The organism is Massilia yuzhufengensis (genome assembly GCF_900112225.1).
Classification (GTDB): Bacteria; Pseudomonadota; Gammaproteobacteria; order Burkholderiales; family Burkholderiaceae_D; genus Telluria; species Telluria yuzhufengensis.
Map to the genome: position 1 here is coordinate 33231 of NZ_FOLD01000020.1, position 25512 is coordinate 58742.

Annotated in this window: 23 protein-coding genes; 17 read left to right on the forward strand and 6 right to left on the reverse strand. The window is 68.4% G+C overall.

Features of this window, described 5'->3' with window-relative positions; genetic code table 11:
• Position 1: 1 nt before the first annotated feature.
• From cyoB to BM031_RS16250, 8 genes are read left to right on the forward strand one after another with little or no spacing between them, the layout of a single operon-like run.
• On the forward strand, positions 2-2005 hold the full coding sequence (cyoB, locus tag BM031_RS16215) for a cytochrome o ubiquinol oxidase subunit I (RefSeq protein ID WP_091875607.1): 2004 nt from the start codon (positions 2-4) through the stop codon (positions 2003-2005).
• Positions 1998-2636 (forward strand): cytochrome o ubiquinol oxidase subunit III, encoded by a 639-nt coding sequence (cyoC, locus tag BM031_RS16220; RefSeq protein WP_177207787.1) that lies wholly within the window; start codon positions 1998-2000, stop codon positions 2634-2636. The genes cyoB and cyoC overlap by 8 nt, the downstream gene beginning before the upstream one ends.
• Positions 2633-3040, forward strand: a complete 408-nt coding sequence (cyoD, locus tag BM031_RS16225; RefSeq protein WP_091875609.1) for a cytochrome o ubiquinol oxidase subunit IV — start codon at positions 2633-2635, stop codon at positions 3038-3040. The genes cyoC and cyoD overlap by 4 nt, the downstream gene beginning before the upstream one ends.
• Complete coding sequence (locus BM031_RS16230) at positions 3040-3861, forward strand: SURF1 family protein (protein WP_091875610.1); 822 nt, start codon at positions 3040-3042, stop codon at positions 3859-3861. The genes cyoD and BM031_RS16230 overlap by 1 nt, the downstream gene beginning before the upstream one ends.
• A gap of 22 nt (positions 3862-3883) precedes the next feature.
• Positions 3884-5224 (forward strand): ATP-binding protein, encoded by a 1341-nt coding sequence (locus BM031_RS16235; RefSeq protein WP_091875611.1) that lies wholly within the window; start codon positions 3884-3886, stop codon positions 5222-5224.
• Positions 5221-5763, forward strand: coding sequence for a response regulator transcription factor (locus tag BM031_RS16240; RefSeq protein WP_091875612.1), 543 nt, complete (start codon positions 5221-5223; stop codon positions 5761-5763). Before BM031_RS16235 ends, BM031_RS16240 begins: the two co-directional genes overlap by 4 nt.
• 9 nt (positions 5764-5772) lie before the next feature.
• Positions 5773-6156, forward strand: a complete 384-nt coding sequence (locus tag BM031_RS16245; protein WP_091875613.1) for a c-type cytochrome — start codon at positions 5773-5775, stop codon at positions 6154-6156.
• Entirely contained in the window at positions 6153-6809 is a 657-nt protein-coding gene (locus BM031_RS16250; RefSeq protein WP_229408943.1) for an MOSC domain-containing protein, read from the forward strand. Before BM031_RS16245 ends, BM031_RS16250 begins: the two co-directional genes overlap by 4 nt.
• A gap of 140 nt (positions 6810-6949) precedes the next feature.
• On the opposite strand, the gene BM031_RS16255 is transcribed toward BM031_RS16250, so the two are convergent.
• Positions 6950-7711 (reverse strand): ZIP family metal transporter, encoded by a 762-nt coding sequence (locus tag BM031_RS16255; RefSeq protein WP_091875614.1) that lies wholly within the window; start codon positions 7709-7711, stop codon positions 6950-6952.
• Between the two features lie 374 nt (positions 7712-8085).
• Between BM031_RS16255 and BM031_RS16260 the strand changes: the two genes are divergently transcribed.
• From BM031_RS16260 to BM031_RS16275, 4 genes are all read left to right on the forward strand, one after another.
• Positions 8086-9162: a hypothetical protein gene (locus BM031_RS16260; RefSeq protein ID WP_143084613.1), complete on the forward strand. Its 1077-nt coding sequence runs from the start codon at positions 8086-8088 to the stop codon at positions 9160-9162.
• Positions 9155-10363, forward strand: coding sequence for a cation:proton antiporter domain-containing protein (locus BM031_RS16265; protein ID WP_091875616.1), 1209 nt, complete (start codon positions 9155-9157; stop codon positions 10361-10363). The genes BM031_RS16260 and BM031_RS16265 overlap by 8 nt, the downstream gene beginning before the upstream one ends.
• Positions 10364-10367: 4 nt before the next feature.
• A complete protein-coding gene (locus BM031_RS16270) occupies positions 10368-11564 on the forward strand; it encodes a YbdK family carboxylate-amine ligase (RefSeq protein ID WP_229408944.1) in 1197 nt (398 codons plus the stop codon).
• Between the two features lie 127 nt (positions 11565-11691).
• Positions 11692-12123 carry a hypothetical protein gene (locus tag BM031_RS16275; RefSeq protein ID WP_091875617.1) on the forward strand — a complete coding sequence of 144 codons (432 nt, stop codon included), beginning with the start codon at positions 11692-11694 and terminating at the stop codon, positions 12121-12123.
• Between the two features lie 7 nt (positions 12124-12130).
• Here BM031_RS16275 and BM031_RS16280 read toward each other — a convergent pair whose 3' ends face one another.
• Complete coding sequence (locus BM031_RS16280) at positions 12131-12616, reverse strand: MarR family winged helix-turn-helix transcriptional regulator (protein ID WP_091875618.1); 486 nt, start codon at positions 12614-12616, stop codon at positions 12131-12133.
• 102 nt (positions 12617-12718) lie between these two features.
• Here BM031_RS16280 and BM031_RS16285 point away from each other — a divergent pair, with 102 nt between their 5' ends.
• Both BM031_RS16285 and BM031_RS16290 read left to right on the forward strand, forming a co-directional pair.
• Entirely contained in the window at positions 12719-15532 is a 2814-nt protein-coding gene (locus BM031_RS16285) for a bifunctional diguanylate cyclase/phosphodiesterase (protein ID WP_091875619.1), read from the forward strand.
• A gap of 91 nt (positions 15533-15623) precedes the next feature.
• Positions 15624-18107, forward strand: coding sequence for a penicillin-binding protein 1A (locus BM031_RS16290; protein ID WP_229408945.1), 2484 nt, complete (start codon positions 15624-15626; stop codon positions 18105-18107).
• Between the two features lie 12 nt (positions 18108-18119).
• Here BM031_RS16290 and BM031_RS16295 read toward each other — a convergent pair whose 3' ends face one another.
• The 4 genes from BM031_RS16295 to BM031_RS16310 all read right to left on the reverse strand — a co-directional run bounded on the left by BM031_RS16295 (position 18120) and on the right by BM031_RS16310 (position 22237).
• Positions 18120-18632, reverse strand: a complete 513-nt coding sequence (locus BM031_RS16295) for a M23 family metallopeptidase (protein WP_091875620.1) — start codon at positions 18630-18632, stop codon at positions 18120-18122.
• A 37-nt stretch (positions 18633-18669) separates the two neighbouring features.
• Entirely contained in the window at positions 18670-20514 is a 1845-nt protein-coding gene (locus tag BM031_RS16300) for a sensor histidine kinase (protein ID WP_177207788.1), read from the reverse strand.
• Positions 20515-20648: 134 nt separating this feature from the next.
• A complete protein-coding gene (locus BM031_RS16305; RefSeq protein WP_229408946.1) occupies positions 20649-21815 on the reverse strand; it encodes a mechanosensitive ion channel family protein in 1167 nt (388 codons plus the stop codon).
• Between the two features lie 242 nt (positions 21816-22057).
• The gene (locus BM031_RS16310) at positions 22058-22237 is read right to left on the reverse strand and encodes a DUF3606 domain-containing protein (protein WP_091875676.1); all 180 of its coding nucleotides are present in this window, start codon (positions 22235-22237) and stop codon (positions 22058-22060) included.
• A 174-nt stretch (positions 22238-22411) separates the two neighbouring features.
• Between BM031_RS16310 and BM031_RS16315 the strand changes: the two genes are divergently transcribed.
• The 3 genes from BM031_RS16315 (at position 22412) to BM031_RS16325 (ending at position 25416) form a co-directional block, all read left to right on the forward strand.
• Positions 22412-22735 carry a thioredoxin family protein gene (locus BM031_RS16315; RefSeq protein WP_091875623.1) on the forward strand — a complete coding sequence of 108 codons (324 nt, stop codon included), beginning with the start codon at positions 22412-22414 and terminating at the stop codon, positions 22733-22735.
• Positions 22732-24033, forward strand: coding sequence for an MFS transporter (locus tag BM031_RS16320; protein ID WP_091875624.1), 1302 nt, complete (start codon positions 22732-22734; stop codon positions 24031-24033). Before BM031_RS16315 ends, BM031_RS16320 begins: the two co-directional genes overlap by 4 nt.
• A 66-nt stretch (positions 24034-24099) precedes the next feature.
• Positions 24100-25416, forward strand: coding sequence for an aspartyl/asparaginyl beta-hydroxylase domain-containing protein (locus BM031_RS16325; protein WP_091875625.1), 1317 nt, complete (start codon positions 24100-24102; stop codon positions 25414-25416).
• The last annotated feature ends 96 nt before the right edge of the window (positions 25417-25512 follow it).

Below are 25512 nucleotides of genomic sequence, written 5' to 3' on the forward strand. Positions count from 1 at the left end.
CATGCAAGACTCATTCGACCTGACGAAGCTCATCTTCGGCCGGCTCAGCTGGGACGCGATTCCCTTCCATGAGCCGATCCTGCTGGCGACCTTCGCCGGCGTGATCGCGGGCGGCATTGGCCTGGTGGCCCTGATCACCTACTTCCGCCAGTGGGGCGGCCTGTGGAACAACTGGATCACCAGTATCGACCACAAGAAAATCGGCATCATGTACATGATCCTCGGCCTGGTGATGCTGCTGCGCGGCTTCGCCGATGCGCTGATGATGCGGGCCCAGCAGGCATTCGCCTTCGGCTCCAACCACGGCTTCCTGCCGCCGGACCACTACGACCAGATCTTCACCGCCCACGGCGTGATCATGATCTTCTTCGTGGCGATGCCGCTGGTGACGGGCCTGATGAACTACGTCGTGCCGCTCCAGATCGGCGCCCGCGACGTGGCCTTCCCGTTCCTGAACAACTTCTCGTTCTGGATGACCACCATGGGCGCCGTGCTCGTGATGGCCTCGCTGTTCGTGGGTGAATTCGCGCGTACCGGCTGGCTGGCCTATCCGCCGCTGTCGGGCATCCTCGCCAGCCCCGGCGTGGGCGTGGACTACTACATCTGGTCGCTGCAGATCGCCGGCGTCGGCACCTTGCTCTCGGGCGTGAACCTGATCGTCACCATCATCAAGATGCGCGCACCGGGCATGGGCCTGATGAAGATGCCGGTCTTCGTCTGGACCTCGCTGTGCACCAACATCCTGATCGTGATGTCGTTCCCGATCCTGACCGCCGTGCTGGCCATGCTGGGCATGGACCGCCTGTTCGACACCGCCTTCTTCACGAACGACCGCGGCGGCAACGCCATGATGTACGTGAACCTGATCTGGATCTGGGGCCACCCGGAAGTCTACATCCTGATCCTGCCGGCCTTCGGCATCTTCTCGGAAGTGGTCTCGACCTTCTGCGGCAAGCGCCTGTTCGGCTACACCTCGATGGTCTATGCCACCGTCGTGATCATGATCCTGTCCTACCTGGTGTGGCTGCACCACTTCTTCACCATGGGGTCGGGGGCCAGCGTCAATTCCTTCTTCGGCATCACCACGATGATCATCTCGATCCCGACCGGGGCCAAGATCTTCAACTGGCTGTTCACGATGTACAAGGGCCGCATCCGCTTCGAACTGCCGATGATGTGGACCGTCTCGTTCATGCTGACCTTCACCATCGGCGGCATGACCGGCGTGATGCTGGCGATTCCCGCGGCCGACTTCGTGCTGCACAACTCGCTGTTCCTGATCGCCCACTTCCACAACGTGATCATCGGCGGTGTCGTGTTCGGCCTGTTCGCCGGCTTCAACTACTGGGCGCCGAAGATGTTCGGCGTGAAGCTGAACCAGTTCTGGGGCCATGTCTCGTTCTGGCTGTGGTCGATCGGCTTCTGGGTCGCCTTCACCCCGCCGTACATCCTGGGCTTCATGGGCTATACCCGCCGCGTGAGCCACTTCGAGGACGCATCGGTGCAGTGGCTGTTCCAGATCTCGTTCGCGGGCACCCTGATGATCGCCGGCGGTATCGGCGCACTGCTGCTGCAGATCTTCTTCACCTGGAAAGACCGCGCCAAGCTGCGCGACGTCACCGGCGACCCATGGGATGGCCGTACGCTGGAATGGGCGACCACGTCGCCGCCGGCCGACTACAACTTCGCGTTCACGCCGGTGGTGCACGACAACGACACCTTCGCCGACATGAAGAAGAACGGCTACCAGCGTCCACTGAAGGACTATGTGGCCATCCACATGCCAAGCAATACCTGGGCCGGCTTCGTGATCTCGGCGCTGGCGGCAGCGGTAGGCTTCGCGATCATCTGGCACATGTGGCTGCTGACCGCCGTGTCCTTCGTCGCCCTGCTGGCCGCGGTCATCGTCCACACCTTCAACTACAAGCGCGACTACTACATCTCGGCGGAAGAAGTCACCCGTACCGAAGAAGCGCATACCCGTCTGCTGGAAAGCCATGTCTGAACTTAAAGCAACCATGCCCGGCGCCCTGAGCGCCGACGAGGTGACCGCGCGCTACCTGGTGCGCGAGCACCACCCGGAGAACGGAACCCTGCTGGGGTTCTGGATCTACCTGATGAGCGACTGCCTCATCTTCGCGTCCCTGTTCGCCACCTATGCGGTGCTGGGCCGTAACTACGCCGGCGGCCCGTCCGGCGCCGAGCTGTTCGACCTGTCGCTGATCGCCATTAACACCGGCTTCCTGCTGCTGTCGTCGATTACCTTCGGCTTCGCGATGATCTCGGCCCAGGCCAGGAATGTCGGCAAGACCATCCTGTGGATGGGCGTGACCGGCCTGCTCGGCCTGGCCTTCCTGTCGCTGGAACTGTACGAGTTCTACCACCTGATCCATGAAGGCGCCGGCCCGTCGCGCAGTGGCTTCCTGACCGCGTTCTTCTCGCTGGTCGGCACCCACGGCCTGCACGTGCTGTTCGGCTTCGTGTGGCTGGTCACCCTGATGGTCCAGCTCAAGAAGCACGGCCTCACCGGCGAGAACTTCCGCCGCCTGCAGTGCCTGTCGCTGTTCTGGCACTTCCTGGACGTGGTCTGGATCTTCGTCTTCACCTTTGTTTACCTGATGGGAGTGCTGCCATGAGCGCCCAACACCACGAGCACGGCCATGACGGCCACGCGCATGGTCACGATACCTACGTGACGCACTACAGCGCCAGGGACTATGCGATCGGCTTCGTGCTGTCGCTGGTCCTGACTGCGATCCCGTTCTGGCTGGTGATGGCCAATGTGCTGCCGACCGACACCACCCGTTTCGTGATCCTCGGCTTCGCCGCCGTGCAGGTCGTCGTCCAGATGATCTACTTCCTGCACTTGAACTCGAAGTCGGAAGAGGGCTGGAACATGATGGCCCTCATCCTCACCGTCGTCCTGCTGGTGATCGTGCTGTCCGGCTCGATCTGGGTCATGTACCACATGAACGCCAACATGATGCCGGCCATGGGCGGCGCCAGCGACACCACCCACGGCACCCACGACATGCCGTGATGCTGGACCAGCGCGACCAGCCGGCGGGACCCGCCAGGCATCCACCCCGCAGCGCCTTCGCGCGCCGCGTGGCGGCGCTGGCGGCCCTGCTGCTGGCCGTGCTGTTCGTGGGGCTCGGCACCTGGCAGGTGATCCGCCTGCAGTGGAAGCTGGACCTCATCGCACGGGTCGATGCACGCGTGCACGCTGCCCCGGCCGCGCCGCCCCCGGTGGCGCGCTGGGCGCAGGTTTCCAAAAAATCCGACGAATACCGGCGCGTGCGCGTGTCCGGGCACTACCTCTACGATTACACCACCCCGGTCCAGGCGCTCAGTGAGCTGGGCGCGGGCTTCTGGCTGCTCACGCCGCTGTGCACGGCGGATAACCACATCGTCTTCATCAACCGCGGTTTCATCCCCGCCGCCGAGAACAAGCCGGGCACCTATGCCGCCCGGCGTGCCGGAGCCAACCCGTGCGCGGGCGGCGGCGAGCAGGTAACGGTGACCGGCCTGCTGCGCATCGCCGAACCCGGTGGCGGCTTCCTGCGTGAAAACGACCCGGCGGGCAACCGCTGGTATTCGCGCGACGTCGCCTTGCTGGCCAAGACGCGCGGCCTGGCGGGCGTGGCGCCGAACGGCGCTCCTGTGGTCGCCCCGTTCTTCATCGACGCCGGCAAGGGTCAGGACCCGGTCGCCGCGCCGCAGCGCGCGGTCGGCGGCCTGACCGTCATCGCGTTCCAGAATAATCACCTCGTCTACGCCCTCACTTGGTATGCTCTGGCCCTGATGGTGCTGGGGGCCTGGTGGTGGATCGGCCGTCACGGCGCCAAAGCCGACGACTGAACCACCCACGCATACAAGGGCAATGATCCAGAACCCCCTCGATTTCTTCGCCAAGGCCGGGCGCAGCTCGCCGCAGGCGGCCGCCGCCAACGTGGAGTTCGCGGCCGGCCACAAGAACATGCTGCAGCTGATCGAGCTGCGCTGGATCGCCGTGATCGGCCAGGTCACGACCATCGCCGCGGCCATCCTCATCTTCGGCATCGAGCTGCCGCTGGTGCACATGCTGCAGGTGCTGGCCTGCCTGATCGCCTTCAACGTCGCCAGCCACCTGCGCTGGCACGAGCGGCGGCCGGTCTCGAACGGCGAGATGTTCATGGCCCTGCTGGTCGATGTCGCCAGCCTCACGGTGCTGCTCTACCTGTCGGGCGGCATCGCCAACCCGTTCGCCTTCCTCTACCTGCTGCAGGTGATCCTGTCGGCGGTGCTGCTGGAAACGCTGTGGACCTGGATCATCGTGCTGGTGACCATCGCCTGCATGGCCGGCCTGGCCATGTTCGCGCAGCCGCTGGCGCTGCCCTTCGACCACGCGCGCGGCATCTCCAGCCTGTACATCCAGGGCCTGCTGGTGTGCTTCGCGCTGGACGCGGCGCTGCTGGTGATGTTCATCTCGCGCATTTCCGCCACCCTGCGCGACAAGGCCGCCCAGCTCGCGCTGCTGCGCCAGCACGCGGTGGAGGAAGAACACATCGTGCGCATGGGCCTGCTGGCCTCGGGCGCGGCGCACGAACTGGGCACGCCGCTGGCCACCGTGTCGGTGATCCTGGGCGACTGGAAGCGCATGCCCCAGTTCCGCGGGGACCCCGGCCTGCTCGAAGAACTCACCGAGATGCAGACCCAGCTCCAGCGCTGCAAGTCGATCGTCAGCGGCATCCTGCTGTCGGCCGGCGAGGCGCGCGGCGAATCGGCGGTGCGCACGACGGTGCGCAGCTTCCTCGACACCCTGGCGCACGACTGGCAGGCGAGCCGGCCGGTGGCCAGCTTCCAGTACAATAACCGCATCCGCGAAGACCGCCCGGTCGCCTCCGATTCCGCGCTCAGGCAGACCATCGACAACCTGCTCGACAACGCCCTGGAAGCCTCGCCCGGCTGGGTCGGGCTGGATTGCTGGATCGAAGACGGCGCCCTGCACCTGGTCGTCACCGACCGCGGCCCGGGTTTTGCGCCATCCATGCTGGGCCAGGTCGGCAAGCCCTACCAGTCCACCAAGGCCGAACCCGGGCATGGCCTGGGCCTGTTCCTGGCCGTGAACGTGGTGCGCAAGCTGGGCGGCTCGGTGGTGCCGGTGAACCTGCCGCAGGGCGGGGCGCAGGTGGCGCTCACGCTGCCGCTGGCAAGCATTGAACTGGAAGAGGACCGCATTTGACCACCACTCCCGAGCGCCTGCTGCTCATCATCGAAGACGACGAAGCGTTTGCGCGCACCCTGAACCGCTCCTTCGAGCGGCGTGGCTACCGGGTGCTGGTCGCGCACAGCCAGGACGAGGCGGCCGCGCTGCTGGCGCAGCACTCGCCCGGCTACGCCGTGGTCGACCTCAAGCTCAAGGGCAATACCTCCGGGCTGGCCTGCGTCCAGCTGCTGCACGAGCACGACCCGGACATGCTGATCGTCGTGCTGACCGGCTTCGCCAGCATCGCCACCGCGGTGGAAGCGATCAAGCTCGGCGCCGTGCAGTACCTGGCCAAGCCGTCGAACTCCGACGACATCGAGGCCGCCTTCGGCCACGTGGCGGGGAATGCCGAGATCGAACTCACGGCGCGCTCCACCTCCATCAAGACCCTCGAATGGGAGCGCATCCACGCGGTGCTGGCCGAGACCGATTTCAACATCTCGGAAGCCGCGCGCCGCCTCGGCCTGCACCGCCGCACGCTGGCGCGCAAGCTCGAGAAGCAGCGGGTAAAGTAGGGCGGCCGCATGCGCGTCGTGCTCGCCGGTCTTGCCATGCTGCTTGCTACCCCTGCCGTGCATGCGGTCGATGCCGCCGCCGGGCGCGCCGCCTTCAAGCGCTGCGCCAACTGCCACCAGGTGGGCCCAGGCGCGCGCAGCCATTTCGGGCCCCAGCTCAACGGCATCGTCGGGCGCCGTGCTGGATCGGCCCCTGGCTTCGACTATTCGCCGGCGATGCGCCGCGCCGGTTTTACCTGGGACGAACAGCGGCTGGCAGCCTTCCTGCGCGACCCCGACGCCGTGGTGCCCGGCAACCGCATGCGCTTCTGGGGCATGATGAGCGAACGCCAGGTGGGCGAGCTGGTGGCCTACCTGCGCTCGATGCCGGCGCCCGCGCCGACCCCCAAGTGAGGGGGACCGTCGTCGCACTGGCGACGCGCGCGCCGGCATCGGCCCTGCCGCTGCGGGTCCCCACCGTGCAGGCGGTCGCAGGCAGGGGCCTGGACGGCGACCGCCACGCCGACCCGCATTCGCCGCGCCAGCTGCTGCTGGCAGGCAGCGCCGCCTACGACGATCTGGGCCTGCCGCCGCTGGCCCTGCGCGAGAACCTGCTGGTGGATGTTGATACCGTCGGCCTGGAATCCGGCATGCTGCTGGCGGTCGGTCTTGAGGCGGTGCTGCGCCTGTCCTTCCAGTGCGAAGCCTGCGGCGCCCTCGACGCCCGCCACCCGGGCCTGGCGCGCGCCATCGGCGCCCGGCGCGGGATCTTGGCGCGGGTGGTGCAGGGCGGCGCTATCCGGGAAGGCGATCCGGTGCGCATCCTCGACCGGCGCATGGCTCCGATGGCCGAGGACTGGCGCGAGCGCGTGCTCCAGGTGCTGGACGCGGCGCCGCCGGGGATGGTGGTCGACTATGCCACGCTGGCGCGCCTGGCCGGCATCCAGTCCACTTACTGCCGCGCCTTCCCGCGCTTGCTCGCAAGCCGTGGCTACGCGGGCAGGGCGGTGCCGGCACGGTCCGCGAGCCCGGCGCCGCGCTGGGCTGGCGCCGGCTTGTGGGACTGAACGACCGCATGCAGTGTGCAGTCTTGTTTCCTTCATTGACCCTTGCTCCGTCGCACCGGCGAAGACCGGTGCCCAATGTGGTCGCGCAACCCGTCAGTTTGCAACATTGCGTCAGCTGCACGCATGCAAAATTGGGTTCCCTAGGCCCCGAGCTTGGTCAACGCAAACGCCGCCAGGAACCCGGTCACCGTGATCAAGCCCGCGAAATCGTGCGTCTCCTCGAACGCTTCCGGAATCATGGTATCGACCAGCATCGCCAGCACCCCGCCCGCCGCCACTGCCGTCGTCGCCGCCACCACCTGCGGTGAAAAGTGCCGGAACACCGCGTACCCCACCAGCGCGGCGATACCTGAGGCCAGCGCGATCCCGCCCCAGATCCCGAAGATATAGTGCGGCGAGCGGCCGGCCTGCTTCATCCCGGCCGCGCTGGACAGGCCCTCCGGGATGTTCGACAGGAAGATCGCCACTACCGCGGCGATGCTGACGCCTTGCCCGCCCAGCATCGACAGGCCGATCACGATCGACTCCGGGATCCCGTCCAGCAGGGCGCCAATGGCGATCGCCGTGCCGCTGCCGTCGTTATCCTTGATCGACGGCTGGCGCCCGGAGCGCTTGCGGTGGCGTGCGCCGCGCTGCGACAAGGCCCAGTTGGCGACCGTATAGACCAGGGCCCCGCCCAGGAAGCCGGCGGCGGTCGAGGCGAAGCCGCCCGTGTGGAAGGCGTGTTCCATCAGCTCGAACGACAGCGCCGAGATCAGCACGCCGCTGCCGAAGGCCATGATGGCGGCGATCAGGCGCTGCGGCACCTTGAACCGGTAACCCACCGCCGCGCCGAGCAGCAGCGCGCCACCGGCCAGCAGTCCCCACAATCCGGCCTGCAGCCATACCGGCAATCCACCCATGCATGCTCCCGTTACCTGTTGCCGCAATGATAACGCGACATTGCCTGTTACATCGGGCACAATTGAGCTTCAGGTATGATCGACGCCGGTTTCCAGGCCAGCGAATCAGCGAGAAGTACATACATGGGGACAAATATGATTGCTTCCGAGTTATTTTTCGTGCAGTATAGCCGGGTGGCGTCGCCCGGGACCGGTGCGGGGCCCCATCAGCAGTGAGGCGGTTGATCCCGTTTCTTTTCGTCCCCCGCCCCACGGCCGGGGGGCTTTTTTCGGTGCCGCGGCCCTGCTTGCCGTGGCTGGCGCACCCAGCGCCTGCCGGCCCACCGCCCAGGCAAGAGCGTTTCGCTGTTCCTGCGCGACCCACCGGAGGAAATTTGAGCACGCTCATTCCCGCAACGACCCTGGCGCCCCGGCGCGTCTTCCGCTGCCGCCCACGGATGGCAATGCTGGCGCTCGCGCTGTGCGCGACCCTGGCGCCCCAGGCCCATGCGGCGCCACGCAAGCCGGCCCGGCCGGCGCTCCCCGCCGCAGCCGATTTCGAATTCCTCTCGGGCGCCCGGGCCGGCGCCTGCAGCGCGCCGCTGGCCGCCGGCCTTGCGGCAGTCGGCGCCCCGACGTTGCGCCAGTGCGCATGGAGCCAGCACGTCGAAATGCTCTACTGGCAGGAGTTGCCTGAAGCGCCAAGCGCCTGCCTACCCTTGCCGGCGGTGGCCTGGCACCGCCTGGGCGCCGGCGCCGGCGCCGTGCTGCCGCCCTGGGGCGAGGCCTGGACCGGCCAGTCGATGCTGGTCCAGGCCGACGGCGTGCACCAGGCCGGTTCGGTCTGGCGCCGTCCCGACGGCCGGTGGTCGGCCGTGCTGTGGCGCTGGCGCCCGTCGGACCGGCTGCCGACCCGTAACTGGCAGGCCGGCCACTGGGGCAAGGTGGCGCAGGCGGTGCGCGCAGTCGATGCCGGCAATCCGGCCCAGCCGCGCCCGCCCTTGATGACGGCCTGGCTGGACGCCACCAACGGCAAGCCGCGCATGCTGGGCGCGGACAGCTGGCGCTGGTCCAGCGGAGCGGCCTGTCTCGACCTGCGCACGGCCAAGCCTGGCCAGGCGCTGGTGCCACTGCCGTTTTCGCGCGACGACGCCCGGCTCGAGCAGCGCAGTGCGATGCAGGTGCAACTAGCGCGCCGCTACCCGGCCGCGCAGTGGCTGCGTCCCTTCACCCTGATCGAGCCGGCCATTTCGGGCGACCGCACCGGGGCCAAGTTCATCGCCGTATGGAAGGAGGGCGCCGCGCTGCACGGGCAATTGTGGATCCCGCTGCGCGACGACGGCGGCATCGTGCGGGCCCGCATCTCCAGCGATGTCGCCGCCGGCGCGGGCGAGGCGGTGCGCCAGCGCGCCGCCCTCATCGAACGCGAGCTCACTGCGCTCGCCCATGCCTGGGAGGCGCGCCATGAATGAAGAACTGACGACGCCGCTGTGGCTGCTGTCGCCGCTCGCCGTGCTCGGGGGCGGCCTGATGCTGGCCCTGGTGATCGGCCTCACCCTGCAGCGCTTCAAGGTGCCCAAGCTGTACGGCGCCGTGATCGCCGGCCTGTTGCTGGGCTCGACCGGGGGCAACCTGATCGACCGGGCCCTGCTGGCCCAGTTCCAGGAACTGCTCAATGCCGCGGCCGCGCTGGTGCTGTTCGATGTCGGCCGCAAGATGGACCTGGCCTGGCTGCTGCGCAGTGGGCGCCAGGGCGGCAGCCTGCTGCTGGCCACCCTGGCCCGCTTCGTGGCGGTGGCCATCACCGTGCGCCTGCTCGGCCTGCCATGGGGCGCGGCCATCTTCATCGCCTCGATCCTGATCGCGGTGAACCCGGTGATCGTCAACTCGATGGTGGCCGACGAGAACGCCAGCGGCACCAGCACCTTCGCCACCGCCAACATGGTGGGCTTGAGCAGCCTGGTCGCGCTGCTGGTGCTGGCCGTAACCATGGCCTGGACCCGCAGCCAGGGCCTGGAGGCCGGCGCCGACTTCGGCGGCGAACTGCTGCGCCAGGGCGGCAAGCTGGCGCTGGGCGCGGGGATCGCGCTGCTGTCCTACGGCCTGTATGCGCTGGCCACGCGCCTGTGCAAGGTGCCGGCCACGATGCGGCCGGGGATGCTGCTGGCCGCGCTGCTGATCGACCTTGGCCTGTGCTCGATTTCCTCGTCGAGCGCATTGCTCTCGCTGCTGCTGATGGGCCTGTTGTTGCGCAACGCGGAGCGGCGCGACAACGTGTTCCAGGCCCAATTGAAGACCGCCCAGGATATCGGCTACGTGCTGCTGTTCCTGATGTCGGCCGCGCTGGTCGACCTTCAGCAGCTGGCCCAGGGCTGGGTGCTGATGGGGGCGCTGCTGGTGTTCGCGGTGCGCATCGGCGCCACCCGCCTGGCCCTGTGGCCCGCCAGCGCCTGGGAAGAACGCAAGAAGCACGCGATGGCGCTGTCGATGTGCTCGCTGGTCAGCTATGGGGGCCTGGTGGTCGACACGACGCTGAACGCCTACACCGGCCTGGACCCGGCATCGACCGAACTGATGGGCGCGCTGCTGGCCCTGAACGTGCTGCTGGCCCCCGGCCTGACCTGGCTCGGCCTGCGCCTGGCCGGCGAGACCTACCGACAAGAAGCGAGGTGAGAGCATGAACGAGATCGCGATGAACGAAGCGGCAAGCCTGGCGCTGGCCCAGGCCCAGGCGGTGGCGGGCCAGGGCCCGGCCTTCCTGCCCGACTTCAAGGATTCCACCCTGGGCACCATGGGCATCGAGCTGGAACTGATGGTGCTCGACCGCCTCACCTATGACCTGTTCCCGGCCGCGCCCGACATCCTGCGCGTGCTCGACAAGCACGACAAGCCGTGGGTGCATACGCCCGAGATCACCACCTCGATGCTGGAAGTGGCGACCTCGATCCTGGAATCCTTTGGCCAAGCCCAGGAGCAGCTCGAGCACATCCGCAGCACCGTGGGGCGCGCCGCCTTCGAGGTCGGCGCCTCGATCTCCGGCGGCGGCGCCCACCCGTTCCAGCGCTGGAACGAGCAGCGTATCTACCCCAAGGAGCGCTACTTCGAATCCGAGCGCAAGTACGGCTACCTGGCCAAGCTGTTCACGGTGTTCGGCATGCACGTGCACATCGGCGCCGGCAGCGCCGACGAAGCGATCCGCCTGTGCGCCTGGCTGACCCAGCGCGCGCCGCTGTTCGTCGCCCTGTCGGCCAACTCGCCGTGCTGGCAGGGCGAGGTGTCGGGCTTTTGCAGTTCGCGCAGCAATGTGGTCGGGGCCTTCCCGATGAGCGGGATCCAGCCGCACGAGTTCCGCAGCTGGCAGGATTTCCGCGACTATTTCGACCGGCTGGCGGGCTTCGGCATCGTCAACAGCATCAAGGATTTCTATTGGGACGTGCGACCCAAGCCGGAATACGGCACCATCGAACTGCGCGTGCTCGACACGCCGCTCAAGCCCGTGTACGCCGCCGCGCTGGCCTGCTATGCGCGCGAACTGTGCCTGGAATTCGCGGCGCAGCCGGGCGCGTGGCCATCCAACGGCAGCCGCGAGCTGTACACTTGGAACCGCTTCAACGCCGCCCGCGACGGCGTGGATGCGCAGTGGATCGACCCGGAAACCGGCACCTCGCTGCCGGTCGCCGCGGTGATCCGCGCCGACCTGGAACGCCTGCTCAAGCGTTCCAGCGACCCCGGCTTCGGCAAGGCCTGCGCCGTGATCGAAGACTTGCTGCGCGATGGCGGCCAGGCCGGCCTGCTGCGCCGGCATCTGGCGGCGGGCGGCGGCATGAACGACCTGGCGCGCGTGGCCAGCGAGATCTTCGAGGAGGGTGCGTAGGGTGGCCGGCGGTGCCGGCCGCGCGTTCGAATCCCGCCGAGCTAGACACGCCATCACGCTGTCGTTACACTGCGTCGGCGTGATTGCTTAGCTATCTCCCTATTCAACCAGCCCACAGGCGCCGGCCATGCATGCAGCGACACAGAAGCATCCCGTGATGAAATACGTGCTGGCGATCGTCGCCGGTTTCGTGGTCGGCAGCCTGGTCAACATGGGCCTGATCAGCCTGGGCGGCGTGCTGATCCCGGCCCCGGCCGGCGCGGATGTGGCCTCGATGGAAGGCTTGCAGGCCTCGATGCACTTGTTCGAGCCGAAGCATTTCCTGGCGCCCTTCCTGGCGCATGCGCTGGGCACGCTGGTCGGCGCACTGGTCGCGGCGCGGCTGGCCCCGGCCCGCCACCTCTACATGGCGATCAGCGTCGGCCTGCTGTTCCTGGCCGGCGGTGTTGCCAGCATCGCGATGCTGCCGTCGCCGTTGTGGTTCTCGGCGCTCGACCTGGTGTTCGCTTATCTTCCGATGGCGTGGTTCGGATGGAAATTGTCAGGGCGTCCAGCCTGACGCCGCCCTAGATCTGGGCCAGCGGCAACCTGCCGGCCTCGGGGTCGGCGCCAAGCTGGGCGATCAGGCGTTCCAGGTCCTGCTCCAGCCGCGCCAGTGTTTCCGGCGCGAGACCCGCGAGCGCGTCCGGCAGTACCCCGGCGAAGGGCAGGGGCGCGGTCTTGAGCACCTCGGCGCCGGCCGGCAGCACCCGCAAGGCCACATTGCGCCGGTCCGCGCCTTCGCGTGCGCCCACCACATAGCCGCGTTCTACCAGGCTGCGCACCAGGTTGCTGGCGGTCGACTGGTGGATGTCGAGCTCGCGCGCCAGGCCGGTCGCCCCGATGCCGGGCTGGCGCTCGATGACCGACAGCGCCCATAACTGGGCGCCGCCAACGCCGGCTTCGCGCTCGACCTGGCGGAAATGGGTCTTGACTGCGTTGAATACGATACGGAACTGGCGCAGCACGCGCATCGGCTGGCCGCTGTCGGGGTGGGGAGAATTCTCGGACATGCCGCGATCATAGCTGAAAACGCCGGCGCAGGGGCTGCCGGGCCCGCCGTTTGCGCATCCGAAACAAGCTGCGGCGCGGTGCGGCTTTTGCTAGGATGGTGCATGAACCGGCTGCTCGCACATCCCTTGCTGCGGCGCCGGCGCGCGGTGTCACGCGCCGCCGTCGTGACCCTCCTGGCTGGGTTCGTGCTCACCGCCGTGCTGTTCGGTGCGGCGCGCCAGATGGAGGGCGGGAGTGCGCGCGCCGATTTCGAGCAGCGCACGGCCGTGCGCACCGCCGCGGTCACCCGTGCGTTCGCCGGCGCGGTCTACGACCTGCGCGCGCTGAACCTGCTGTTCGCGGCCAGTGGCGGCGATGTCTCGCGCGATGCCTTCGATGCCTTCGCCCAGCCGCTGGCCTCGCGCAACGGCTACCTGGTCGCGCTCGAGTTCCAGCGTTTCGTCAGCGCCGCCGAACGCCCGGCCTTCGAGGCCGCGCGCCGCCGCTTCTGGCCCGGCTTCTCGATCCGCGAACGCAGCCCAGCCGGTGTCCTGGTGCCGGCCGCGGCGCGCGAGCGCTACCTGGTCAACGACTACGTCGTGCCGATCGCCAGCAACAGCGCGGTGTTCGGCTACGACGCCTGGGCCCGCGACGAGCAGCGCGCCTTCATGCAGCGGGCCATCGACAGCGGCGAGCCGGTGGCCAGTCCCGTGCTGCGCCTTGTGCAGGGTGACGGCGGCCTGCGCGGGGTGCTGGTCTCGATGCCGGTGTACCGGCCCGGCGCCGACCTGTCCAGCGTGGCGGGGCGGCGCGCGGCCGCCGTCGGCACCACCACGGTGGTGCTCGACGCCGGCCTGCTGGTCGGCGGCAGCCTGAACGCCGCGCGCCTGCTGACCTACGGCGACTATACGCTGGAACTGTATGGCCGCAGCAGCAGCGGCCGGAAGGTCGCGGTGTTCAGCCACCCCGGCGCGCCCGACCCGCAGGCGGCCTGGGAGCGCTGGCTGGGCGGTCCGGCGGTGGCCATCACGCGCAGTTTCACGGTCGCCGGCTCGCACTGGGACATGCAGGCGGTGCGGGTGGCGCGGCGCCTCGACGGCCAGGTCGGCTCGCTGTCGATGCTCGGCTACGGCCTGGTGCTCAGCATTGCCGCGGCGGCCCTGGTCCAGCAGCGCAGCGCGCGCACCCGCCGCATCGAATCGCTGGTCGAGCGCCGCACCGCCGACCTGGCCATGACGGCCGGTGCGCTGCGCCTGCACCAGCGCGCCATCGAGGCGGCCGCCAACCCCATCCTCCTGATCAGCGCGACGCGGCCGGGCTACCCGATCGAGTACGCCAACCCGTCCTGCGAGCGCACGCTCGGCTACGGGCCCGGCGAACTGGTCGGCAAGCCGGTTTCCTGCCTGTCGCGAGCCGGGGGCGACGAGCCCGGGCTGGAAGAACTGCGCCAGGCCCTGCAAGAGCGGCGCAAGGGCCACGCCCTGGTGCACCAGGCCGCGCTCGACGGCCGTGAACTGGTGAGCGAGGTCTATCTCGCGCCGGTCAATGATGCCGACGGCCATACCGAGCATTTCGTGGTCACCACCTACGACGTCACCATGGCCAAGCGCTACGAGGCCGAGCTGGCGCACCGGGCCAGGTACGACACGCTCACGGGCCTGGCCAACCGCGCGCTGCTGTCCGACCGCATCGAGCGCGCCATCGCCACCGCGGGCGGCAACCCGGTGTGGGCGGTGGCGCTCGATATCGACCACTTCAAGCTGGTCAACGATACGCTTGGGCGCAAGCTCGGCGACGAGGCCCTGCGCGGGCTGGCCGCGCGCATCGCCGGCGCGCTGCGCCAGGCCGATACCGCCGCGCGCACCGGCGGCGACGACTTCATGCTGGTGCTGTGCGGATGCGCCGACGAACGCCAGGCCGCCGCGCGCCTGCAGGCGGTGCGCGAGGCCATCGGCGAGCCGCTTGAGTGCGACGGCCACACCCTGGTGTTCGGCTCCAGCGCCGGGGTGGCCGGCTACCCGGCCGATGGCCGCGATCCCGAGACCCTGGTCAAGCACGCCGAGGTGGCGATGTACCGCGCCAAGCAGACCGGCCGCAATGCGGTCCAGTTCTACGCGCCGCACATGAACGCCCATGCGATCGACCGGCTGGCGCTGGAAGGGGCGCTGCGCGGCGCCCTGCGCGACGACCAGTTCGAGCTCTACTTCCAGCCGCAGGTCGACCTCGGCAGCGGACGGGTGGTCGGCACCGAGGCGCTGATCCGCTGGCGCCATCCGGACTTCGGCACCGTGCGTCCGGACCGCTTCATCGGCCTGGCCGAAGAGACCGGCCTGATCGTCCCGATCGGCGACTGGGTGCTGCGCGCCGCCTGCCGCCAGAACCGCGCCTGGCAGCACGCGGGACTGGGGCCGCTGCGCATCGCCGTCAACCTGTCGGCGCGCCAGTTTTCCGAGCCCGGCCTGGTGCAGAACGTGCGCCGGGTGCTCGACGAGACCGGGCTGGCCGCCCCCTCGCTCGAGATCGAGCTGACCGAAAGCATGATGATGGCCGACGTCGAAGCGGCGATCGAGACCATGCGCTGCCTGAAGGCGATGGGCGTCAAGCTCTCGATCGACGATTTCGGCACCGGCTACTCGAGCCTGGCCTACCTGAAGCGCTTCCCGGTCGACGTGCTCAAGATCGACCGCTCCTTCATCCGCGACATCGTGGGCAGCCCGGACGGCGCGGCCATGGTCGACGCCATCATCTCGCTGGCCCACGGCCTGCGCATGCAGGTGATCGCCGAAGGCGTCGAGACGCTCGAGCAGCTCGACTACCTGCGCGGCTGCGGCTGCGACGAAGTGCAGGGCCACATCTACGCGCGCCCCGAGCCGGTACGCGAAGTCGAACTGCTGCTGCGCAAGGGGACCATGGAGCCGACTCCGCTGCACGCTTGATCCCGGCGCCCAAACCGGACCGTGGTTCCGGCCCCGGTCGGCTATACTTGCCGCATACGCAATGCTCATCAGTGCAGCAAGGATTTCTATAGTGGACCAGGACGAACAGACCAACGCCCGCGACGACGCGGACCAGCACACCGGCACGGGCTCGCGTGCCAGCCGGATCGGGCGCCATGGCCGCCGCCTGTTCGAAGGCGCCGGCGTGCGCGCCCGGGCCGGCTATGCGATGGCGCAGGGGCGCCTGCGCGACCGCCCGCGCTTCGAGCAGGCGCTGCTGATCGGCCTGTGGGCCATGGCCGCCGGCCTGGTGGCCCTGTTCCTCTACCTGGTGATCCTGGTCCCCCTCACCCCCGGCATCGACGACCTGCGCCAGGCCAGCACCGCGCGCCCGACCGTCATCCTGTCCGCCGATGGCAAGGAGCTGGGCACGTTTGAAAAGGGCCTGCAGGAGCGGGTCAAGCTGTCGCAGGTCTCGCCGCACGTGGTGAAAGCCCTGATTTCCACCGAAGACCACCGCTTCTACGACCACCACGGCGTCGACTTCAAGCGCATCGGCGGCGCCCTGATCGCCACCCTGAAGGGCGATGCGCAGGGCGGCTCGACCATCACCCAGCAGCTGGCGCGCAATATGTTCCCCGAAGAGATCGGCCGTGCGCGCAGCCTGAACCGCAAGATGAAAGAGCTGATCACCGCCATCAAGATCGAGAACACCTACAGCAAGACCGAGATCCTCGAAGCCTACCTCAACACCGTACCTTTCCTGTACAACGCCTACGGCATCGAAATGGCGGCGCGCACCTATTTCGGCAAGACGGCGGCCAGGCTCGACGTGCTCGAATCGGCCACGTTGGTGGGCATGCTCAAGGGGACCCACTACTACAACCCGGTTGCCAACCCGGAGCGCTCCAAGACCCGCCGCAACGTGGTGCTGTCGCAAATGGCCAAACACGGCGCCTTCAGCGAAGCGCGCTACCGCGCCCTGGCCAAGCGCCCGCTGCGGGTGCGTTTCGCGCGCCTGAACGACCGCAGCGGCAAGGACAGCCACTTCACCGCCTATGTGCGCAAGTGGCTGCTCGAGTGGGCCGAGGACAACGACTACGACCTGCAGCTCGACGGCCTGGTGGTGCACACCACGCTCGACCAGGAACTGCAGGCCGCGGCCCTGCGCGCCGTCGAGCGGCAGGCCAATACGCTGCAGGCGATCGCCGACGTCGAATGGGCTTACCAGGGCATGCCGCGCTCCACCTCGACCGGCATGTACACGTCGATGCGCAGCGAGGTCAACCCGTTCTCGTACTACTGGAGCTCGCACCAGCGCCAACTCGATGCCTTCGTGCGCGAAAGCGCCGAGTACCGGCGCGCGGTGGAAGACGGCGAGGCGCCGGCCGCCGCGCTCAAGCGCTTCAAGGGCGACCGCGAATTCATGTCCACCCTCAAGAGCGCCAAGTCGCGCCTCGAGGCCGGGTTCGTCGCAATGGACCCGAACACCGGCGAAGTGCGGGCCTGGGTCGGCAGCCGCAGTTTCGAGCGCGACCAGTACGACCACGTGGTGCAGGCCGCGCGCCAGCCCGGCTCTACCTTCAAGCCGATCGTGTACGCGGCTGCGCTGGAAAGCGGCATCTCGCCCGACCAGACCTTCCGCGACGCGGTGCAGGACATCAAGGTGGGCGGCACGGTGTGGCGCCCGACCGACATGTCGGGCAGCAGCGGCGGCATGATGACGATGCGCGATGGCCTGGTGTTCTCCAAGAACACCATCACCGCCCAGGTGATGCAGCAGGTGGGCCTGCAACCGATCATGCGCCTGGCCCAGGGCATGGGCATCCGCCAGAGTAAACTCGAGGAAGTGCCGTCGCTGGCGCTGGGCACCAGCCCCGTGACCCTGCTCGAGATGGTCAGCACCTACAGCACCATCGCGGCCCAGGGCGACTACCGCAAGCCGGTGTTCGTGCGCCGCATCACCGACCGCGAGGGCAAGATCGTTGCCGATTTCGCACCGGAGGCGCCGCAGCGCGCCATGTCGCAGGATTCGGCCCTGAACCTGATCGACATGCTGCGCGGGGTCGTCAACCGCGGCACCGGCGGCGGCGTGCGTTATCGCTTCGGAGTAAGCGGCGACGTGGCCGGCAAGACCGGCACCACCCAGAACAACAACGACGGCTGGTTCATCCTGATGCACCCGAACCTGGTCAGCGGCGCCTGGGTGGGTTTCAACGACAACCGCGTGGCCATGCGCAGCAGTTACTGGGGGCAGGGCGGCCACAACGCACTGCTGCTGGTGGGCGACTTCATGAAGTCTGCGCTGGAAAGCGGCAAGCTCGATCCGAACGCGCTGCTGCCGGGCGGGCGCACCCAGGTGCAGCGCCCGGTCCAGCAGCCGGAGGAGGAAATCGACGAACTGCCGGGCGACCTGGAGTTCGATGGCGGCATGCAGGAAGAAACCGAAGTGCCCGATCCGGCGCCGATCGAGGACGACGCCCCCGAACCGGAACCGGCGGAGCCGATGCCGCCGCCGCCGATGCCCGAGATTATCCCGCCGCCGCCTACGGGCGAGGATGACATCGACGTTTGACGCGGGGAACCGTTAGCGCAGCAGCGGATATGGATTGAGCGCCCCACCCGCGCCGTACACGCCGTAGTGCAGGTGCGGCGGTGTGGTCTTTGCGTTTCCGGTATTGCCCACGTAGCCCAGCACCCGCCCTTGCTCGATCCGCATCCCGGCGGCGACATCGGAAAAGTGGTCGAGATGGGCGTAGTAATGGCGCTGCCCGCCCGGTCCCAGCACCCACACCACCTGCCCGCCGAGGCGGTTGCTTCCCACCCGCAGCACGATGCCCTCGGTGGCGGAGCGCACCGCCGTGCCGCGCCTGGCAAAGATATCGATTCCTTCGTGACGCCGGCCCGCGCCGCGGCTGGCGTGCCAGGTATCGCGCAGGGCACGCGGCTGCACCCCGTTCACCGGCATGGCAAGCCGCTCCGGCGCCGGCATCGACGCCAGGCGCATGGCGTACAGGCCATGCCTTGCCCAGGGACCCAGCAGGCCCCAGGCGGCGAGGAGGAGGATGGCGAGCAGCAAGCTGCGCAGGAAAGTCCGCATTCCTGGTATCTGGGGCCAACCCGCCGGATTGACAGGGTCAGGCGCCGGCTTGCGCGACGGTATCAAGGCCCGGGGCGCCCTGGCGGGTCGCGGCCGTGGCCAGCGGGAAGACCAGCGTGAAGCTGCAGCCCTGGCCATGGCCGGCGCTGTGCACCGATACCCGGCCGCCGTGCAGGGCGGTGAGCTCCTTCACCAGCGCCAGGCCGAGCCCGAGGCCGCCCTGGGCGCGGTCGATGCTGGTCGGACCCTGCACCAGCACGTCGAAAATCACCGGCAGCAGCTCCGGTGCGATGCCCACGCCGCTGTCGCGCACCTCCACCAGCACCTCGCTTCCCACCACCTGGCAGCGCACCGCGATGCTGCCGCCGGCCGGGGTGTACTTGATGGCGTTGTGCAGCAGGTTGTCGACGATCTGTTCGAGCCGGGTGCGGTCGCCGTCGACCCAGGCCGGTTCGAGGGCGATGTCCCAATGGTGGTTGCCGGCATCGACCAGGCGCTTGGCGTCGGCACACGCGCGCAGCACCTCGCCCAGGTTCACCGGCGCATGCTGCAGGACGATCTTGCCGGACAGGATGCGCTGCACATCCAGCAGGTCGTCGACGATGCGGGTCAAGTGGCGCATCTGGCGCCGGCTGATCTCGCGCGCGCTGGCCGCCCGTTCGGGCGTGAGGTTCGGAATTTCAAGCACGCTCATGGCGCCGGAAATCGCCGCCAGCGGATTGCGCAGCTCGTGCCCGAGCATGGCCAGGAAGCTGTCCTTGGCGCGGCTCTGGGCTTCGGCCACGCGGCGCGCGCGCTGCTCGCTCACCAGGAGCTGCTCGCGCTCGTGCTGCAGCGACTGGCGCGCCGCGCTCTCGCGTGCCAGCGCTTCGCTGGTGTAGTGCAGGCCGTCGAGCAGGGCGTCGACTTCGTCCACCTTGGTGGGACGCGGCGTGGCGATGGCGCCGCGCGCCAGCGAGTTGGCCACGCTGCCGGCCTGCTGCAGCGCGGCCGACAGCTTGTTGCCGAGGAAGACGGCGAGCAACACGGCCAGGCCCATCACGATGGCCAGGGCCAGCGTGGCGTAGAGCGCGGCGGTGCGCGCCGCCGATTCGATTTCCGCCACCGGCACGCCGATCACGATGGTCCAGCCGCTGACGGCGGCGCGCGTGTACACGCCATAGACCTCGACGCCTTCGTGGGTGGTGTGGCGCAGCACGCCACTGCCTGCGTGTTTGGCGGCGCTGCGCATCTCCCCGTGCATCGGCTTGCCGGCCGAGTGGGTGGCGGGACGGTTGCGGGCGATGGTGACGCCGTCGGCATCGAAGATGCCGACCAGCCAGCTCGGCTGCAGCGCATTGTTGGCGAACACCCGCTCGAAGTAGCGCGCATCGAAGATCTGGCTGACCACGTAGCGCTCGGCTGCGCCGGGAGGCGAGGGCACGTCGACCGACACCACCGCGCGCTTGGCCAAGGGGCCATGGAAGTAGCCCGAGACCCGGGTCCTCCCGGTACGCAGGACTTCCTCGGCGTAGTTGCGCGATGAAGGCGGCAGCCGGGTGCCGTACGGCGTCAGGGTATTGAAGATGGGGCGGGTCTGGTGGTCGACCAGGGTCGTCCACGACAGGGAATCGGCCGAGTTCAGGCGCGCGGCAAGCCGGTAGACGCGCGGGTAGTTCTGTTCGCCCAGGCTTTCCGAGTTGGCGATGGTCTTGAGCAGCGCTTCCTTGACGGCGATTTCGCGGTCCACCAGCAGCGCCGTGGCGCGCGCGGTTTCCTGGACCCGCTGGATACGCGACTCGCGTTCCCAGTCGAGCAGCATGGACACCCCGAGCCAGAACGCCAGGGCGACCGGGCCCAGGATCGCGGCGGCCATCAGGAACAGGTAAGTGCGGGTCTTCATGCGCTGCTGCGCCATTCCAAAGTTGCAATGGCGGCAAGCTTAACAGAAGGCCTATCCGCCCGGAATGCTTTTCTGCATGCGTGCGCGCCTGCCCGGATGGGCAACGAGCGACAGACACGGTTCAGTTCATCTGCTCAGTGCTTCACCTGGCGCGGGGTGACGATGGCCGGTGCGGCGTCGGGGGCATATTCGTTGGCGGCGGCCGTTGCAGGACCACGCACCTCGGCCGGTGTGGCGGGCGCCTCCTGCAGCAACAGGCGCTGCGGGCGCGGCGCGGTGGAGATCTCCAGGTCGGCGAACATCTGCATGGCGTCCAGGTTGATCGCCTGCTGGGTGTCCATGTACAGCTCGTAGTCGGCGTCGAGCATGGTGTAGACGATCTCGTACTCGATCCAGTTCTGGTCCACCGTCTTGAGGTGGGCGCGGCCGAAGCGGGCCTTGTCGTGCTTGCCGACGATCTCGCGCAGCATTTCGGGCACCCGGGCCGCCAGTTGCGGGGGCGTGGCCGGGCAGGCGCGCAGGGTGAACTGGATGCGGCGCGTGCTCATGCGCTTGAAATTGAACACCGTGTTGCGCAGCAGTTCGGCATTCGACATGATGATCTGCTCGCCCCCGACGGCGCGCAGGCGGGTCGACTTCAGGCCCACGTGCTCGACGGTGCCGGACACCTTGTCGACGGTGATCGAGTCGCCCACTTCGAATGGCTTGTCGACGGCGATCGACATCGAGGCGAACAGGTCGCCCAGGATGTTTTGCACGGCCAGCGCAATGGCCACGCCGCCGATCCCGAGGCTGGCAATGAAGGTGGTGACATTGATGCCGAGGTTGGACAGCAGGGCCAGCACGAACACCACCCAGACCGTGGTCTGCAACAGCCAGATGACGACCGTGTGCGCAACCGTGACCTGGTCATTGGCGGCGCCGCGGCCGTGCGTCACGAAGTAGCGGCGCGCGCCGATCTTGACGGCGCGATGCAGGAACATGGCGGCCTGCATGCCAAGGGTGAAGAACCACAGGTGGCCCAGTCGGGTCTCCCACGGTTCGGGCAGGTCGAGTACCGACAGGCCGATCAGGGCGGCGGTGGCGAAAATGGCGACGGCGCCGGTGCGGGCCAGGGTCTTGCTCAGTACCTGGGCAATGGTGCGGTGCTGGCGCTCTTCGCTGAGCTGGCCGAGCCGCCTGCGGAACAGGATCAGCGCGCCATGCATCAGGATATAGCTGGCGACGGTGGCGCCTAGTGCAAACAGGCCATTGGCCAGAGTTATGTTTAGGGACGCAAAAAAGTTGTAGATATTATTCAAACCGGACTCCTTTCGGGCGCACCGGCACCGGCCGCGCATACCGGGGGAGAAGGCGTAGGGCAGGCGGCAATGGCGGCGCACGGGGACAGCCGCACCGGTGGCAGTGCTACAGGGTCGCAAGCGGGCAGGCCAGCTGCGGGCGTTGCGGTTTTACGGCGGATGCAGCGCGAAATGCTGGCGCAGTGGCCGCGCCGGGGAGCCGGCGCACCCAGGAGAAACGGGCAGGCAACAGCCCGGGAAGTTCAATGGCGCTTCAGGTGCTCGCGTACGGCGTCGGCACTGGTGCCAACCTGCTTCACGGCGCGCTCGAGCTCTTCCTTGCTCACGCCCAGCGCCTCGGTCCAGTGGCGCACTTCCCATTCTTCATGCACGTTGATGCGGGCGCGGTCCTGGGCGCCGCTGTTCTGCAGGTTGTCAGACATGATTGCCTCCTTGATCACATGGCTTGCTGCCAGCATGCCTGCCGAAACCGATGCGTTCCGTTCGGTGCTTCACGTTTCGGCCCGATCCGTCCCGCATCGCCCAGCGGGGCCGTGCCAATGGCAACTTTTTGAGGTACGCTTGCATGATTGGCACGACCAGCAAAGGAGACCCGTATGTCCACACCCTATGAAACCGCCCAGCCCGAGCGCAGCGCCGTGGCAGCCATGCCCGGCACCGTCCTGCTCGATTTCGGCACCAACTGGTGCGGCTACTGCCGCGCCGCCGAACCGCTCATCGACCGGGCCGTCGCAGGCAGCGACGCCGTCCAGCACCTGAAGGTCGAGGATGGACCCGGGCGCGTGCTGGGACGCGCGTTCCGCGTCAAGCTGTGGCCGACGGTCGTCGTGCTCAAGGATGGACAGGAGGTCGCGCGCGTGGTGCGCCCGGTGTCGGCCGATGAAGTGCGCGTCGCGCTGGCCCAGGCCGGTGCAGCATGAGTGGCCAGGCAGCCGCTACCCCCGCCAACAAGCCGCGCACTGTCCTGTTCGCAAGCCTGATCGGCACCACCATCGAGTTCTACGACTTCTATATCTATGCCACCGCCGCGGTGCTGGTCTTCCCGCGGCTGTTCTTCCCGGCGGCCGATCCCGCCGCCGCCACCCTGCAGTCGCTGGCCACCTTCGCGATCGCCTTCTTCGCGCGCCCGGTCGGCTCGGCCGTATTCGGCCACTTCGGCGACCGCGTCGGGCGCAAGGCCACCCTGGTCGCGGCCCTGCTCACCATGGGCATCTCCACTGTCCTGATCGGCCTGTTGCCAACCTACGCGTCGATCGGCACCGCCGCGCCGCTGCTGCTGGCCCTGTGCCGCTTCGGCCAGGGCCTCGGCCTGGGCGGCGAGTGGGGCGGGGCGGTGCTGCTGGCCACCGAAAACGCGCCGCCCGGCAAGCGCGCCTGGTACGGCATGTTCCCGCAGCTGGGGGCGCCGATCGGCTTCTTCCTGTCGGGAGGCACCTTCCTGCTGCTGGGCCAGCTGATGAGCGACGCCGACTTCTTCAGCTACGGCTGGCGCATTCCCTTCCTGGCCAGCGCGCTGCTGGTGCTGGTCGGCCTGTACGTGCGCCTGAAGATCACCGAGACGCCTGATTTCCAGAAGGTGCTCGAACGTAACGAACGGGTCAAGGTGCCGGTGCTGGCGGTGCTGCGCGACCACCGGCGCGCGCTGGTGCTGGGCACCATCATCGCGGTCTCGACCTTCGTCGTGTTCTACCTGATGACGGTGTTCGCGCTGAGCTGGGGCACGACCAGGCTGGGCTTCTCGCGCCAGCAGTTCCTGACCATGCAGCTGGTGGCGGTGGTGTTCTTCGGGCTGACGATCCCGCCTTCGGCGCTGCTGGCCGACCGCCACGGGCGGCGCATGGCGATGATCCTGGTGAGCGGGGCGATCGCCGTGTTCGGGCTCCTGTTCGGACCCTTGTTCGGGGCCGGCTCGATGCTGGCCGTGGCAACCTTCATGATCCTGGGCATGTGTCTGGTGGGCTTTACCTACGGGCCGCTGGGGACGCTGCTGGCCGAGATGTTCCCGCCCGAGGTGCGCTATACCGGCGCTTCGCTTACGTTCAACCTGGCCGGCATCCTGGGTGCTTCGCTGGCGCCCTATGCGGCGACCTGGCTCGCCACCAACTACGGACTGGCGTATGTCGGCTACTACCTGAGCGCGGCGGCACTGCTGAGCCTGTTCGCCCTGTTGATGGTCGGCGGCAGCCGGCCCCGCGCCGGGGAAACTAGTCGCGTGTAAATACTGCTTGCACATATGCATGGGCGTGCTTGAGAATGCCTTTATCTCAGCGACACTCGAGTTCCCATGCAGCAGGCACACACCCAGCAGCCAGACCCCCGCCAGCTCGCCACGCTCGAGCGCGACGCGCTGCAGGCGGCCAACCGGGGCGACGCCCAGGGCGCGGCGCGCCTGTGGGAAAGCATCCTGGCGCGCTCGCCTGGCCATCCGCGCGCCCTGCGCTCGCTCTCGCACCTGGCCTTCCAGTCCGGCGACCTGGCGCGCGCGCGCGGCTTGCTCGACCGGCTGGTCGTGGCCGACGGCCGCGACATCCAGCAGTGGCTGAACCTGGCCGTGGTGTGCCTGGCGATGCGGGACGACGCGGCCGAAGAGGCGGCGATCCGCGGCGCGCTGACGGTCGATGCGTATGACCTGGTCGCGCTGGTGATGCGCAGCCGCCTGTTCATCCGCCAGGGCCGGCGCCAGGAAGCGGCCGGCGCCTGCGCCGCGGTGGCGGCGGTGGCGCCGCCGCTGGACCGGCTGGCGCCCGACCTGCAGCCGGCGGTGCGCGAAGCGCTGGCCTGGCACGCCGACTACAACCAGGAATTCGGCGGCTACCTGGACGACTACCTGGCCCCCCGGCTGCGCGAACTGCAGGGCGCGATGGGCAAGGAAGAATTGCGGCGTTTCCGCGATTCGCTCGACGTGATGACCGGCCGCAAGCGCCGCTACGAACCGCAGCCCCAGCTGTTCCACTACCAGGGCCTGGCCCCGGCGCCGTTCTTCGAGCGCGCCGACTTCCCCTGGCTGGACGCGTTCGAAGCCGCCACCGGCGAGATCCGCGCCGAGTTCCTCGCGGCGCAAGCCGCGCAGCAGGGCTTTTCGCCGTATATCGATTACTCGGAAGACCAGCCGCTGGCGCAGTGGGCCGAATTGAACAAGTCCCTGAACTGGAGCGCCTTCCGCCTGGTCGACAACGGCGCGCCGGTGCCGGGCAATGCCGACCGCTGCCCGCGCACCATGGCGTTGTTACAAGGCGCGCCGCAGCCGGACCAGCCGGGGCGCACGCCGAGCGCGATGTTTTCCGTCCTGGAGCCGCATACCCGGATTCCACCGCACACCGGCGTGAGCAACGTGCGCCTGGTAACCCACTTGCCGCTCATCGTGCCCGCCGGTTGCGGCTTCCGGGTCGGGAACGACACCCGCGCATGGGAACCCGGCAAGGCCTGGGTGTTCGACGACACCATCGAGCACGAGGCCTGGAACGACAGCGGGGAGCTGCGGGTCGTGCTGATCTTCGACATCTGGCACCCGCAGCTGTCGCAGGCCGAGCGCGCGCTGATCACGGCGATGAGCGCCGGCATCAATGCGTTTACGAAATCCGCGGGTGGATTCGGCCTGTAGGTATCAGAAGGCGCTGTCACCCTTGGCTATGGATGAGGATTGAACTGTCGAGCTGCACTACGGTCCAAACCGTATCGCCATCCGACGGAGCCTCCC